This window comes from Facklamia sp. 7083-14-GEN3, from assembly GCF_024742075.1.
Lineage (GTDB): Bacteria > Bacillota > Bacilli > Lactobacillales > Aerococcaceae > Facklamia.
Window position 1 is genome coordinate 272995 of record NZ_JANSGD010000003.1, and the last position, 16085, is coordinate 289079.

General features: G+C 35.9%; 13 protein-coding genes. All 13 read left to right on the forward strand.

The window, feature by feature from the left end; genetic code table 11:
• Positions 1–37 precede the first annotated feature (37 nt).
• Positions 38–1468 carry a response regulator gene (locus NW240_RS07430; protein WP_258436900.1) on the forward strand — a complete coding sequence of 477 codons (1431 nt, stop codon included), beginning with the start codon at positions 38–40 and terminating at the stop codon, positions 1466–1468.
• Positions 1469–1533: 65 nt separating this feature from the next.
• Entirely contained in the window at positions 1534–3387 is a 1854-nt protein-coding gene (locus tag NW240_RS07435; RefSeq protein ID WP_258436901.1) for an ABC transporter ATP-binding protein, read from the forward strand.
• Positions 3387–5201 carry an ABC transporter ATP-binding protein gene (locus NW240_RS07440; protein ID WP_258436902.1) on the forward strand — a complete coding sequence of 605 codons (1815 nt, stop codon included), beginning with the start codon at positions 3387–3389 and terminating at the stop codon, positions 5199–5201. The genes NW240_RS07435 and NW240_RS07440 overlap by 1 nt, the downstream gene beginning before the upstream one ends.
• A 351-nt stretch (positions 5202–5552) precedes the next feature.
• Complete coding sequence (locus NW240_RS07445; RefSeq protein WP_258436903.1) at positions 5553–6956, forward strand: ABC transporter substrate-binding protein/permease; 1404 nt, start codon at positions 5553–5555, stop codon at positions 6954–6956.
• Entirely contained in the window at positions 6956–7684 is a 729-nt protein-coding gene (locus tag NW240_RS07450; protein ID WP_309302414.1) for an amino acid ABC transporter ATP-binding protein, read from the forward strand. Before NW240_RS07445 ends, NW240_RS07450 begins: the two co-directional genes overlap by 1 nt.
• Positions 7685–7791: 107 nt before the next feature.
• A complete protein-coding gene (locus NW240_RS07455) occupies positions 7792–8370 on the forward strand; it encodes a uracil-DNA glycosylase family protein (RefSeq protein WP_258436904.1) in 579 nt (192 codons plus the stop codon).
• A 166-nt stretch (positions 8371–8536) separates the two neighbouring features.
• Complete coding sequence (locus NW240_RS07460; RefSeq protein WP_258436906.1) at positions 8537–8923, forward strand: hypothetical protein; 387 nt, start codon at positions 8537–8539, stop codon at positions 8921–8923.
• A 73-nt stretch (positions 8924–8996) separates the two neighbouring features.
• The gene (locus NW240_RS07465; RefSeq protein ID WP_258436907.1) at positions 8997–9371 is read left to right on the forward strand and encodes a hypothetical protein; all 375 of its coding nucleotides are present in this window, start codon (positions 8997–8999) and stop codon (positions 9369–9371) included.
• A 396-nt stretch (positions 9372–9767) separates the two neighbouring features.
• Positions 9768–11885 carry a M28 family metallopeptidase gene (locus NW240_RS07470; protein WP_258436909.1) on the forward strand — a complete coding sequence of 706 codons (2118 nt, stop codon included), beginning with the start codon at positions 9768–9770 and terminating at the stop codon, positions 11883–11885.
• 202 nt (positions 11886–12087) lie between these two features.
• The gene (gene glnA / locus NW240_RS07475; protein WP_258436910.1) at positions 12088–13428 is read left to right on the forward strand and encodes a type I glutamate--ammonia ligase; all 1341 of its coding nucleotides are present in this window, start codon (positions 12088–12090) and stop codon (positions 13426–13428) included.
• Positions 13429–13538: 110 nt separating this feature from the next.
• A complete protein-coding gene (locus tag NW240_RS07480; protein ID WP_258436911.1) occupies positions 13539–13991 on the forward strand; it encodes a GNAT family N-acetyltransferase in 453 nt (150 codons plus the stop codon).
• A 21-nt stretch (positions 13992–14012) separates the two neighbouring features.
• A complete protein-coding gene (locus NW240_RS07485) occupies positions 14013–14831 on the forward strand; it encodes a hypothetical protein (protein ID WP_258436912.1) in 819 nt (272 codons plus the stop codon).
• Between the two features lie 129 nt (positions 14832–14960).
• Positions 14961–16085 (forward strand): LysM peptidoglycan-binding domain-containing protein (locus tag NW240_RS07490; RefSeq protein ID WP_258436913.1); only part of this gene is annotated, 1125 nt, incomplete at its 3' end.

A 16085-nucleotide genomic window follows, 5' to 3' on the forward strand; every position in this document is an offset into this window, starting at 1 on the left:
TGCTATAATAAGATAAGTGTTGATAGGAGGTGGCAAAATGCGAACAGTTCAGATAGTTTTAGCGGATGATGAAGCCATTCAAAGAAAAAACATGGCGCATATGCTTGAAACAGCTTGTCAAAAGCTTCAAATAAAACCCATTATTGCTTGTTATGAATCCGGCGAAGCTTTTTTATTTCATCTGGAAGATCATCATGAGTGGCAAATTGCTTTTTTAGATATTGAAATGGCTGAAATGACTGGGATGGAATTGGCGCACCAATTGAGAGAAAAGGCACCTTATTTAAAAATTATTTTTGCCACTGCCTATGCTGAATATGCAGTCGAAGGTTATCAAGTCGACGCTTTAGATTTCCTTTTGAAACCTATCAATCAGTCAGCTGTTGAACGTGTTCTTACAAAATTTCTTCAATTACAACCTAAATCAGAAAAGTTTGTGGTAGTTGAAGATCTTTTGGGAAAAAAGCATGCCTTCGAATTGGATGATCTGATTCTGGTAGAAGTTAATAAACGTCAGTTACGTTTAGTCTTAGCTAGTCAAGAGATTTTTATTTCAGGGCCCTTAGCTCATTTTAAAGAGGATTTAGACCAACATTTTGTAGCCCCTCACCGGTCGTATTTAATTAATTTGAATCATGTTGAAAGTATAGGGAAAGAAGAAGTTCTCCTCTCTTCTGGTGACAGAGTCCTCTTTCACGACGATCCGCAAAAACGATTCAAAAAGCGTTTATTAATCATTATAAAGGAAGTGCTTTTTATGATTAAAGGATTAGCGGTGGGATTGCTAATCGCATTACTAGTAATTTTTTACTACATTTACCTGTTGAGACGTGAATTAAAGTTCCATCAATTGCAACAAAAAGAACTGGATAATTATGCCTTAGAAGTTGAATCAGTGTATCGTCAAATGCGAGGCATTCGCCATGATTATCGCAACCATCTTCAAGTGGTGCAGGCTTATTTAAATGGTCAAGATTATCGTTCCTTAGATACCTATCTTCAAGAATTAACCAATGAAATGAACCAAGTGGATACGATCATACGAACAGGAAATACTTTGATAGACGCCTTAGTGAATACCAAGTTAAGTCGTGCTCAGTCGAGAGGGGTGGAAGTGCATGCTAGTGCCATAGCCCCTAGCAAACTAAGTGTTAATTCGACGGATTTGGCTGTCATCTTAGGGAATTTATTAAATAACGCCTTAGAAGCGACTGCTAATTCTAATAACCAAAAGGCGGCTTTTATCCGCCTGTATATAGCTCCCTTAAAAAACACCTTTTATATTAGTCTGCAAAACTCTATGGATCAAAAGCCAAGACAAGGCTTCCTCTCTTTAAAAGGGGCTAATCGTCAAGGATATGGACTGAAACGAATAGATGAAGCGGTGAATAAGAATCAAGTGATCGTTAACAGACAGTGGGAAGAAGGCGTTTTTGCTACGGAAGTGACCTTACCTTTAAAAAATTAACCGCTCGTGTCAAAATATAAACCATTGATGCACTTTCTGTTTAGAAAGTGTTTTTTACTTTTATAATGAAGTCAAGAAAAGGAGAGGTGATTGCATTGGAAGACCGCATCAATACTTTAAAATTTTTAGTTAACCGTTTGTGGCAATTTGATAAGAGGTTTTTCTTTTACTATTTTTTGGATATTGTTTTGAAAATTTTTACGCCACTTTATCAACTGTTTGTGTCTGTCCACTTGATTTCTTTATTGATGAAAGAGACTAGTCTCTTATTGTTTTCAAAGCAAGTATTCATCTTAATTGTCGGACTAATATTCTTGGAAAGTTTGAAGACAGTTTTGATGACCACCTTAGAAAAACATAATGATATTTTTAGAATAAATGTTATCAATGATGTTCTTATCCAAAGAATTAATCTGGATTATCCTTTACTCATTGGATCAGACGCTGCCAGTCTCTATGATAACGCCTCAAACGCTTTAGGGAATAAGGAGGAAGCGCTAATCGGTATTCTTTCTAATTTTGCTGAAGTGATGATTGCCTTACTCTCGGTTTTAATCTATGCAAATGTTTTAAGTCAACTATCAGTTATATTTATTTTATTATTGATTCTCATGGTTGGAGGACTATTAGTCATTAAGCATTTTCAAAATAAATTATTGCAGAAAAATCGGCCACTACACGCCATCAACAGTACAAAATTTAATTACTTGAATTACACCATGGGGGATCAGCGTGTGGCTAAGGATGTCCGTCTTTATTCCATGAGCACTTGGTTTAAAGATATTTTTGATCAACTTTGGTTAGAGTATGAAACGATTGTGCGCCCTGAAAATCAATGGAAAAGGATTGAAGGATTCTTTGTTGTACTTATGTTAGTCATTATGATGGGAGTTGCATACCAACAAAGTGTCGTAGAAATTAGAGCAAATCAAATGGAACCACAAAACTTTTTGATTTATGCAACCATGGTGACTATGATGGCGTCCAATATAACAACCTTCATTAATACAAGTGCAAATTTCTTTTTGCAGAATGAAAAACTTATTTCACTCTATCGATATTTCAATCAAAAGCCAGTATTTAACCATCAAAACAAAGAAGCAATCCCTCAAAAAATTGAAACCATTGAATTTCGAAATGTTACCTACACTTATCCCAACGCGGATAAACCAACAATTAATCAATTTAATTTAAGAATTAAGAAAAATGAAAAGTTGGCTATCGTCGGTGAAAATGGCGCAGGAAAAACTACCCTCATTAAACTACTGTTAGGGTTATTAAAGCCAGATCAAGGTGAGATATTAATTAACGGAATTAATACGAGAGAATTTAAAATTGAAGATTATTACCGTCTATTTGCTCCTGTTTTTCAAGATAATTATCTCTTTACTTTTACGGTTAAAGATACCATTCTTCAAGGATATGCTTTTGATTTAAAGCGCTACAAGCATGTGTTAGACCAAAGTGGGCTTAAAAAAGTAATCGATCAGCTTCCCCAAGGAGATCAAACTTCTATTGTACGGGAAGTAGACAATCAGGGTGTTCACCTTTCTGGCGGTCAATTGCAAAAACTTAAATTAGCACAAGCCTTGTATAAGAATGCTCCTGTCCTAGTGTTAGATGAACCGACCGCTGCCCTAGATCCTATTAGTGAGAGTGAAGTCTATCAAAATTATTTAAAATTTTCTAAAGACAAAATTGCTTTATTTATTTCTCACCGCCTAGCTTCAACTCAATTTTGTGACCGTATTATCTACCTAGGTAAGGGGCAAGTAGTAGAAGAAGGAAGTCATGTGGATTTAATGAAAAAAGAAGGTGCCTATTATCAAATGTTTGCAACCCAAGCATATTATTACCGAGAGCATCTTGACGAAGAAAGAAAATCGGAGGAAATGATTGAACAGGGAGGACTGATTTAATGACAAAGCGTGAACTATTCACTAGAACCCTTAAAGATGTGTGGTCATATGGCAAACAAGGGATTGTCTATCAATTTTTAATCAGTATTTTTGTCAGTTCTATCACTTTTTTAAACTTTATCTATATGTCTAAAATATTGACACAATTAACAGAAAAGCATTTTGATTACGTCTATCAGCTAATCATTCAATACCTTATTTTCTTTTTAGTTTTGAATAGTTTAGTCCACTGGCTGAAGCCGATTGCGGAGAAAAAGCATCAAGCAGTTCTTCGTAAAATTACTGCTTTACCAAACGAAAAATTATTGGTCATGAATTTCCATTATGCGGATGAAGCGACTATTAAAGAAAAAATTCACCAAATAAATCGTGATCAATTACAAAACGAATCTAGTTTCAAATCGATTTATTATTATTCCTATCAATTAGTGGAAGCATTGGTAAAAATAGTATTTTCATTCATTTTATTAGCGCCTTTATGGCAACTAAATAAAACTTACCCTCTCAATTGGCTACATCCTTATAGTTTAAATCTCATGCTGATCATTCTGATCATTATTGTAATCCTATTACAAACAATCTGGTCTCAAAAAGTGATGCAAGGAATGGATAAATTATCCGGCTGGCTCATTAAAGTTAATAATACATTCAATTATTTATTTGTTAATTTGAGTGAGGTGGAAGCAGGAAAAGAACTGAGACTTTATCATGTACAAGACGAAATTAAAAGACACACGCAAAAGTTTGTCGATGAATTTTCTAAGTTTTCAGATGTATATTATGGAGGCTTCAATAAAGTTCGCTTAATCAATAATATGGGTTCACAAATTGTTACGGGGTCGATTTATTTCTTAGTTGGAGTTCGTGTTATTGTAGGTGATTTAGCTGTTGGATCAGTCGTACAGATGATTGGGGGTATTAATCAATTAATGACTTCCTTAATTGAGGCGATGTCTTTCTTAAATATCTTTGCGCAAACAGACCCAATGGAACGATATTACGAGTTAATGGATTTACCGGATGAAGAAGCTAAAGGATCTATCCCCATCGAAAAAAGACTGGATAATGATTACCAGTTGTCGGTAAAAAATTTGTCCTTTACCTTCCCAGGGTCAGAACATCCGACTATACACGCTATTACTGAAAACTTTGAAGTGGGAAAACACTATGCTATTGTGGGAGAGAACGGTTCGGGAAAAACAACGTTTATTAAAGTGTTAATGCGTCTTTTTGAACCTGCGCAAGGAAAAGTCATGTTAAATAAAATTGATGCCGATAAATACTCTTTAAAAGAATATTATCAATTGTTTTCTGTGGTTTTCCAAGATTTCAGATTGTTAGGACTATCCATGGCAGAAAACATTGCTGTTCGTCCTGACTATGCCCCTCAACAAGTCAAACAGGCTTTGGATGAAATAGGACTCGATTCATTTGTAGACTCCTTAACTCAAGGAATCGGTACTTATTTAGGAACAGAATATGATCCAGAAGGAGTCAATGTTTCTGGCGGGCAAGCTCAAAAAATTGCCATGGCACGCGCAATTTATAAAGACGCCCCTGTTTTTATTTTGGATGAGCCGACAGCGGCATTGGACCCTGTAGCAGAATTTGAAATTTATCAAAAATTTTCACAAATTGTTAAAGATAAAACGGCCTTCTATATTTCGCATCGTTTATCTTCTTGTCGTTTTTGTGATGAGATTCTGGTCTTCGATCAAGGAAGAATTGTACAAAGAGGCACTCATGAAACCTTGGTTAATCAAGAAGGAAAGTATAAAGACTTGTGGCAAGATCAAGCTCAATATTACCAGTAAAAAAAGGACATCTCTCTTAATGTACTGAACCCCTAAATCCGGACTCGGATAGAGGGGTTCTTTTTAGCTTGTTTCATGCTAAATTTGAAATTATTTACTTAAATGTGATTTAAAATTATGCGCAAGCTTATTAACTCTCTATGTAAAAACTAAAATTAAACTAACTATTTCAAGCCTATTTTAACGGTAATGAAAGGGTTTAAACGGAATCTCTATAATTTTAATGTTAGGTTACGATAATGCAAAACTTTTGAAGTGAAGTCAAATTACCTTTAACATTAAAGAGTAAGGAGTGATAAATTGAAAAGATTTACTAAGCCTTTTATCAAAAAATGGCTCTTTTTAAGCACAATGATAGTAAGTATCGTATTAAGTGGTTTTGGAGTGAAAGCCCAAGAGGAGCAAGCAACTGATCAACCTACTTATTCCATCATTACCTCGTCCGATTACGCTCCCTTTGAGTTTACAGATGATGATGGTAATCTAAAAGGAATTGATATTGAGATTCTTGAAGCGATTGCCCAAGAAGCCAATTTTAAAATTGATTACAAGATTATGCCTTTCTCATCAGGATTACAAGCTTTAGAAAGTAACCAAGCTGATGGGATGATTGCTGCTATGGGAATCACTGATGAAAGGGAAGAATCCTTTGATTTTTCAGACCCCTATTTTGAAGTGGGCTCTATGTTCGCTGTTAAAAAAGGCTCAGAGATTGACTCATTAGAAGGCCTAAAGGGTAAAAATGTAGCTACTAAAATTGGGTCACAAGGCGCAGATATTGCTAAACGTCTGCAAGACCAATATGGCTACACCATTACAACTTTTGAAGACTCGGTGAATATGTATCAAAACGTTATCACGGGTAACAGTCAAGCTGTGATTGAAGATTATCCTGTAATGGCCTATGCTGCCAAAACAGGGACGGTTGACTTAGAATTAATCGGTGAAGAAATTGACAAGATGCCTTTAGGTTTTGCCGTTAATAAAGGCAACAACCAAGAATTGTTGAATAAGTTTAATGAAGGATTGGCTAAATTGAAAGACTCCGGCCAATACCAAACCATTGTCGATCAATATGTCGGTGATCAAGTGGAAGCAAAAGATACTTCTTTTATTGGTCAATTCGTCGCTAACTTTCCAGCTTTAATGAGCGGTCTAGGAAAAACTATTTTAGTGACCTTTATTTCATTAATTATCGCCTTTGTTTTAGGGATTCTTTTAGGACTTTTTTCAACTTCAACCAGCGTTATCTTAAATGGTATATCCAGTCTTTATATTGATATTATGCGCGGCTTACCTTTACTGGTCTTGGCATTCTTTATTTACTTTGGTTTGCCACAAATGACGGGGGTTAAGTTCACTACCATGATGGCGGGTGTGTTAACTCTTGGACTAAATGCTGCTGCCTATATAGCGGAAATTGTCAGAGGAGGCATTCAATCGATTGCCAAAGGACAAATGGAAGCGGGCAGGTCTTTAGGACTGACACGTAAAACTACCCTGCGTAAAATCATTTTACCGCAAGCTTTAAAGATTATGATCCCATCTTTTGTTAACCAGTTTATTATTACCTTAAAAGATACTTCTGTATTATCAGTTATTGGATTAGTCGAGTTAACACAAACCGGACGTATTATTATCGCAAGAACATATCAATCAGGATCCATGTGGTTAATTGTCGGAACCATTTATGTAGTGATTATTACGATTTTAAGTAAGTTATCCAACCGATTGGAGAAGGAGTTGAAAGTTTAATGTCTATCATTGAAGTAAAAGATTTACAGAAATCATTTGGTAAACACCAAGTTTTAAAATCGATTGATATGGATGTCAAAAAAGGAGAAGTCGTTTGTATTATTGGTCCGTCCGGATCAGGTAAATCGACTTTATTGCGGTGCTTAAACCGCCTGGAAAAAATTAACGGGGGTTCGGTCGTAATAGATGGAGTGGATATTACCTCAGCCGATAGTGATATCAATAAGGCGCGCGAGCGAATTGGCATGGTGTTTCAACACTTTAATCTATTTCCACATCTGTCCATTCGTGAAAATATCACTTTAGCGCCAGTAGAATTAGGTAAGATGACTCAAGAAGAAGCCGACCAAGAAGCAGAAAGGTTATTAGAGATAGTCGGCATGTCTGAGAAAGCAGATGCTTATCCTAATTCATTATCTGGCGGACAGAAACAACGAATTGCTATTGCAAGAGCCTTAGCAATGAAGCCAAATGTGATGCTCTTTGATGAGCCTACTTCCGCTTTGGACCCTGAGATGGTCGGCGATGTACTAGAAGTTATGCAAAACCTTGCCAATGAGGGCATGACAATGGTGGTTGTCACACACGAGATGGGCTTTGCTCGCGAAGTGTCTGATCGAGTGATTTTCATGGAAGAAGGCTATGTAATTGAAGATGCCGATCCTGATCAAATCTTTAATCATCCTCAAGAAGCAAGAACCAAAGAGTTCTTGGATAAGGTGCTATAAAAGTATTGAAACTCAGTCTGCTATCAGGCTGAGTTTCTTTAATTAAAGAGTTTGTAGATATGTATTCAAGTCATGATTTTGATACTATTTTATTAAGAGGGAAAAGCATGAAAAACTTAGATCAAATCCATCAAAAAATTATGTCAGCCCCAATGAATGCGACCTATAGTAAGAAAGGAATACAGCGTCTGTATAAGGCGCCACCGCAAGCACGATTAGTCATTGTTGGTCAAGCGCCAGGCCGTAAAGCTGAAGCTAGTCAAATGGTTTGGGATGATCCAAGTGGTAATCGCTTAAGAGACTGGATGGGGCTCAGCCGCGATAAATTTTATCAAACAGACCGTATTGCCCACTTACCAATGGATTTTTATTATCCTGGCAAGGCCAAATCAGGTGATCAAGCACCTCGAAAAGGCTTCGCTCAAAAATGGTACCCACCTTTACTTAAATTTATGCCTCAGATTGAATGTATAGTAGTGGTTGGCTCTTATGCGCAAGCTTACTATTTAAAAGATCAAGCTAAAAAGAATCTAACAGAAACAGTAAAAAATTTCTGCCAATATTTACCAGACTATTTTCCACTTGTCCATCCCTCTCCTCTGAATAGTCGTTGGCTTAAGAAAAATTTATGGTTTGAAAATGAAGTGGTTCCTCAATTTCGTCAGCTTGTCCAAAATTATCTGTAGTAAGTGCTTAGAACTTAGTCAATAGATTATTAAATCGCTTAACTCAGTAGTTATGAAAATAATTTAAGAGCTTGCCCCACCAACATAACTATTCAGCTTTTGCTTATATATAAAGGTTCGAATATAATAAAATTAAGAAATTTAAAATTTAACAAGGAGAAGCAGTATGCATATCAGAATAAAACGGAATGAAAAATTTGTCGGTTCTTTATGGCCTTTGTTTATTTATCAAGATGGCAAAGCCATAGGAAAAATTGCGAGTGGAGAAACCAAGCTATTTGAAGTGCAAGAAGGATCTACTTTGATTGTTAAATTAGGCAATCAGCTAGGAAGCATAAGAAGTAATCCGATTGAGGTTGAAGAGGGCGATTATTTAGAAGTTAGCGATAAACCTTGGCTAGAATTCATACAATTCATATTGTTTATTAGTATCCCCTTCTCAAAGCTTATTCCTGGAAGGAAACTTTCTTTATTAGCATTATTCCTGATAGCGATTGCTTATCTTGCGACTCGGTTTTTAATAGAGAATTATACGCTTGAAAAAAAGAATTAGACTTTATCATGAACAAATCTTAAAAGTATTTAAATTAACTGTGCTATAATTTATTTTATAGAGGAGGGAATTTATGCAAGTTAAAATTAAACGCAATGCTTATTCAATGGGTAGATTGTTACCCCTTACTATTTATCAAGATGGAAAACCGATTGGTAAAATTAATACCGAAGAGACCCTGTTCTTTGATGCCGTTGAAGGATCAACCTTAGTTGCTAAACAACTGGGTGTCAGAAGTAATGCTGTAGAAGTCAAAGAGGGGGACTATTTAGAAATTTCAGGCAAACCTTGGCTAGGAGCTTTGCAAGCTATCGCTCTAATCACTTTACTTTTTGTGCCATCAATTTCTGATAGTACTTTAAGGACAACTAGTTACTTCATACTGCCGATTATTTATTTTTCTTCCCTATTTTTAGTAGAAAATTTTAAGCTAGAAAAAAAGAATTAAAAATATAAAAAATATCTTGTAATTTTTGCATTAATTGCTACAATTAATTCGATTTACTAAGAAGTCTCACTTCGACCTAATCACTAAGACCTTTACCCATTCATTAAATGGCCATACGGACAGCCAGGGTAACCGCTGACTTAGCGATAAATTTATCGTGTTGTTACAGTCTCTATAGAGAGATGTATGTTTCTATGAGGAAACTCATAAACATAAGTTCATGAACTTGTCATGAATGATCAACATGAGCAGTAAACGTAGTTAGTTACTGTTTGGGCTCGAACAAAGACTCCTTTTTCAACTAGGTATTTGTTTGTTGATCATCTGACACCCGCAAAGGTGTCTTTTTTTGTTGCCTGTCGCTTGCCTTTAAACAAATATTTAGGAGGAAAAGAAATGAAATTATTCAAAAAATTAAGCCACTTAGGATTAGCTCTATCCTTATTACCTCTACCTTTTGTAGCGGCCGAAGAAGGTAACCCCCTGCAAAAAGCTGAGGAAAGTTATCTAGCTGAGGTCGATCCTGACTATGGTTATCAAGTTGCTAACAAGCTTGCTGAATTCAAATCCAATGATAAGCTGGGTTATCGGATGGCAGGTTCTCAAGCAGAGCATCAAGCTGGAGAATATTTGGCTGAAGAAATGGAAAAAATTGGTCTGACTCAAGTGGCCTCTGAGGCTTTTACTGTCGATGCATGGACCTTTGAAAAAGCTGAGATGAATTTTGCAGATGTTGAAGGACGAGAAGTAACCGCTGTTATGGCTGGTTATCAAGTGAATTTTGACACTGATGGACCAAAGGATTTTGCTATTACCTATCTTAATAAAGGGACAGCGGCAGATTATACCGATGTCGAGGTGGAAGGCAAATTAATTTTAGTAGATATTAATCAGATGGAAGAGTGGTGGGTGAATTATCCTGCTTATGAAGCCAAACTACAGGGTGCGGCTGGCGTAATTGTGATCCAAGAAGCTGGTTTTGGGGAGGTTTCTGATGAATCTCTAAATGCCAATGATATATGTGGCCCAGCAGATGCCCCTATTCTATCAATTAGTAAGAAAGATGGTGAATTATTAAAAGCAGCCTTAGCAGCCAACAATAATGAAATCAATGTTTCATTAGATGTTAAATCAACCGTTGAAATGGATGGGCAAGCTTATAATATTTCCGGTAGGATTGAAGGAAAAGATAAAGAGGCTTATATTCTTTATTCCGCCCACTATGATGCCTATTTTGATGGTTTCCAAGATGATTCAGCTGCCATTGGCTTACTATTAGGCATTGCTAAAGCTATGGTCGATTCTGGTTATCAGCCAGAAAAAACCATTATCTTCAATGCTTTAGCAGCGGAAGAATGGGGCGTATCGAATTCACGCTATGACTGGTCGACAGGCGCCTACAATCAAATCTTTAAGCTTCATCCGGAATGGCAAGGAAAAGCGGTTGCAGACATTAACTTTGAATTGCCAGCTATGGGGCATAATGCTTCTGATCAAATCGGATCGGTCTATGAAATGGAAGCCTTTATCCAAGATTTTGTTAAAGATAAAGAGTATCATACAGATTTATATCCAGAAGGCATTGAGGTTATCTCACCAAATACCACTTGGGCTGATGACTGGTCCTTTTCAATTGCAGGCGTTCCATCTATTCGTAACCGCTTTGAATCAGATTTCCGCAATACGCACTACCATACACAATTTGATAATAAAGAAACCTATAATGAGCAAGCTTTTGAACACCATCATAATCTATATGGTTTGCTAGGTATGGCTATCGACCATCAAGCTGTCTCTCCAATCGACTTGACTAAACCATTGAACCGATTAAAAGAGACCATTGATAGTGAACAATTTGAAGCAGCTAATATAGAATCGAATGAATTAATTGAAGCTGTTGATCAAGCGATAGCTCTAGCTGATAGCTTGAATGAAGCTGCTAAAGCAGTAAATGCTGATTACCTAGCAACATTCGAAGCGGGACAAAATGATCAAGCAGCTGAAATTTATGCTTCCTCTAGAGAGCTTAATGAACAAGTTCTTAAGGCTTATCGTTTGATGCAGGATACTTTTGTCCGTTTAACCTGGGAAGATGAGCAAAATTTTCCGCATGAATTGATTACTAATAATTTAACTGCTCTAAAAGCTTCTATTGCTTCTCTTGAATTAGGGCAGGGACAAGTTGCCTTGGATGAGAGTTTATATTTAGTCGATAATAATTGGTATGCCTATGATTTTTCTAAGGAAACTTATGATTATTTTACTGATTATGTTTTAAACCAAAGCGATGATCGTTTGATGTGGGGAGCAGGTCGGATTGTTAGCCATGTGGACCTTTTTGATACCATCAAATCAATTCAACAAAAAGTAATTAATGAAAATCCTGATTACGCTGATGAAATTGCTAGTTTACAAATTCAGGTTGATGAACAAGAAAAATTATTAAATAACTTGGTTGAAGAAGAAAAAGATAACTTACAACAATTACAAGAACTTTTAAAAGCAAGTAAATAAATTTATGGACTTTGAAAGGATTATCCTTTCAAAGTCCTTTTTAATCTTGAGAGGGTTGTTAAAAGTCCCTTTTTAAAAATGGAAAGATTGACAAGATATTTTCTGAACGTTCGGAATTTTAATTGTGTAAATTTAAGATTAAAGCAAAACAATTCTGAAAAAGAGGACTATAATTAACTCATTCTTAGCTTAGGAGGCAATTATGTCAGAAAACAAATGGACACGTGCAGCAATCTTGCAGGATATTAAGGAACAAAACGTTCAATTCATTCGCTTAATGTTCACTGATATTATGGGCAAAATAAAAAACGTAGAAATTCCTGTTTCACAAATAGAGAAAGCACTTGATGGTAATATGACTTTTGATGGTTCATCCATTGATGGCTTTGTTCGGATTGAAGAAAGTGATATGTATTTGGTGCCGGATTATGATTCTTGGTTAGTTTATAACTGGAAAGAAGGAAGCGGAAATGTTGCTTCTTTAATTTGTGATGTGGAGACAGCCAATCGTCAGCCTTTCTCAGGAGATCCTAGAACCAATCTTCAAAGGGTACTTGAAAAGATGCAAACCTTAGGTTTTAAATCTTTTAATTTAGGGCCAGAACCAGAATTTTATCTTTTTAAAAATGATGAAAATGGTAATCCAACAATGGAATTGAATGATAAGGGAGGCTATTTTGACTTAGCTCCGATAGATTCAGCCGAAAATACTCGTCGTGATATTGTATTAGAATTAGAAGACTTAGGCTTTGAGATTGAAGCCAGTCACCATGAATGCGGACCTGGCCAGCATGAAATTGATTGGAAATATTCCGATGCTTTAACAGCTTGTGATAATATCCAAATTTTCAAACTGATTGTTCGCTCTGTAGCTCATCGCCATAATATGCATGCTTCATTTATGCCTAAACCAGTTTATGGTCTGGCAGGTTCGGGTATGCACTTTAATCTGTCCTTGTTTACAGAAGATGGCAATGCTTTTTATGATCCAGAAGGGAAAGATGGACTGTCACAGAATGCTTACTATTTCATCGGAGGATTAATGAAATACGCTGCCGCTTATACTGCTATTGTAAATCCCACTGTTAATTCCTATAAGCGCTTAGTCAGTGGCTATGAAGCACCTGTTTACATTGCTTGGTCTGGACAAAACCGTTCGCCATTGATTCGTATTCCAGCTGCACGTGGCAATTCTACTCGCATCGAAGTAAGAAGTGTCGATCCTTCTGCTAATCCTTATTTAGCCTTAGCTTCATTATTGACAGCGGGTCTAAAAGGGATTGAGGAGAAAATTACGCCGCCGGCAGAAGTTCGTGAAAACATTTATGAAATGGACCAAGAAAAACGTACGCTTAAAGGAATTTATCAACTTCCAGCTATCTTAAAAGAAGCGGTTGACGCTCTTAAGACCAGTCCAGAAATAATGGAAAGTCTAGGTGAACATATTGCTAGCAACTTTATTCGAGAAAAAACATTGGAATATGAAGATTATTTAAAGAACGTTTCTCAATGGGAACTTGATCGTTACTTTGAGACCTATTAATTAAAGTTAGAGAAAATAAGGGCTAAGTATTCTTTATTGCTTAGTCCTTATTTTATTGTTAAAATCAATAAGTAATTATAATAGCGCATACATAAAATAGGAGAGCTTATATGACTTGGGAAATTAAAAAATTTGACGGCTTGACAACTCACCAACTTTATCAAATATTGCAATTGAGGTGCCAAGTATTTGTAGTTGAGCAGGAATGTGCTTATTTAGATATTGATCACTCAGATATAAATGCTGAGCATTTATTCTTTGAAGAAAAAGGAGAGATAATTGCCTATTGCCGGCTATTAGATCCGGGAGTGAGTTTTGAAGAAGCATCGGTTGGTCGTGTTTTGGTAAAAGAAGACCAACGAAATCGAGGATTGGCCCGTCAAATGATGAATGAAGCTATTGATTATCTATTTACTCAAAAAGGCTATGAGTCTATCAAGTTATCAGGGCAAACTTATTTGATTGATTTTTACAAAGGGTTAGGGTTTCAACCGGTTAGTTCAGCCTACCTTGAAGATAATATTGAACACATTGATTTGTTGTTAAAGAAAAACACGAAATAATTAATATAAGGAATGATGAAAATGAAAAAAATGATGATAAGCTTAATCGCAACAGTTTTACTACTACCACTGACTAATCCTATTTATGCTGAAGATGACCAAACTACAGTAGAAGTAAGTAACAAATATGTATCTGAAAAAGATGATCAAGCGATTGTTGAATTTTTGCCTCAAGCTTATCTTGAGGACAAAATGAAAGTAAATGATGAAATTGAAGCTTTTAAACAAAAATTTAGAGAATATCGTCAGACTGATGAGTATAAAAAAATGCTTGCAGAAAATCCAGAAGTTGAAAATTTTACCGGCTATATGTCAGCCGCATTAAATCAGCTTGTTAGTATTGTCGATCAGACCTACTTGGTTTATTTGAGAAACTACCAAGAGCGATTAGCTAAAATTGAACAAGACTTTGAATTAGGACAATTGCAGTTAACAGAAGAAGTTGCGAAGTTTGTTTCAGACTATTCTTTAACAGAGCCAGAGAAAGTGAAAGCAAAAGAATATAGTCAGGAAGAATTACTAACTCATTGGAAAAATTATGCCTATTACCAACAAACTTTAGATTTAGAGAAACAAATGGAAAGTTTGTATCAAAAACACTTCAATGATTTCGCTTCATTACCTGAAGAACAACAAACTTATGAAGCCAATCGTGAAAAGATTCAAGACATGTATCAAGAGTTCGTTGATCAATTAGAATTTGCTGACCAAATTAAAGAAAGTGAGTTAACTAAGATTAATGAATCGCAGGAGATGCTTGAGGATCTATTAGAACAATTGAAAAATGTATCGGTTGAAGAAGCAGTCAAAGAACAAAAGATTTTTGAATCGATTAAATAGTTTTTTAAGCCAGTATTTACTGGCTTTTTTTATTACAAATATTACGATTAGTGATTTTTGAATATTTTCAAATCATTATATGTTATAATTTTATCTATAAATTGACAAAATTAACAAAGGAGATCAGTAATGAGACACAAAGCAATCAAAACAAGTTTATTGTCTATTTCAATGTCAGTATTAGCTACAGTCGCAGTCACTCATTTAGATAATATTCCAAATGTTTATGCTCAAGAAAGTAAAGCCTCTTACGGTACTTATACAGTACAAGCGGGAGACGGTGTATATCCTATTGCAATTAATCATGGTATGACGATGGACGAATTGAAAGAGTTAAATGGATTGACAAGTAATTTAATTCATCCAGGCGATGTCTTAAAGGTACGTATTAAAGATAACACTAATCTTGATAATAAGCCGGTAGAGGAAGTTGAGTCTAAAGTACCAACCGATAATACGATACCTTTAACGGTTGAAAATGAAAGAACGGATCAATCGCCAGTAGCTAATACGAAAACCTACACTGTTCGACGAGGTGATTGGTTAGGAAAAATAGCAAATATGCACGGAATTACCGTGTCTCAATTGAAGTCATGGAATAATTTAAGAAGCGACTTGATCCATCCTGGTAATGTTTTGATTGTGGCTAAAGGTAAGACGGTAAATTCAAATCCATTACCTGAAAAACCATTAGATACTAAACCTACAACTCCTAAACCAAGTACTTCATCAACTTCGCCAGAGAGAAAGACCTATACGGTGAGACGAGGCGATTGGTTAGGTAAAATTGCTAACATGCATGGTATTACCGTGTCTCAATTGAAGTTATGGAATAATTTAAGAAGTGATTTAATTCACCCAGGTAACGTATTGGTAGTGGCTAAAGGAGAAGTGCCAAAAACAGAAAGACCATCAGAGAATAAACCAACTCATCCTAAGCCAGAAGAAAAGCCAAGCACGCCATCAGAACCAACGACAAGAAAGACATATACTGTGCGTCCTGGTGATTGGCTAGGTAAAATTGCTAATATGCACGGCATTACCGTGTCTCAATTAAAGTCATGGAATAATTTAAGAAGTGATTTAATTCACCCAGGTAATGTATTGGTAGTGGCTAAAGGAGAAGTGCCAAAAACAGAAAGACCATCAGAGAATAAACCAACTAATCCTAAGCCAGAAGAAAAGCCAAGCACGCCATCAGAACCAACGACAAGAAAGACCTACACTGTACGTCCTGGTGATTGGCTAGGTAAA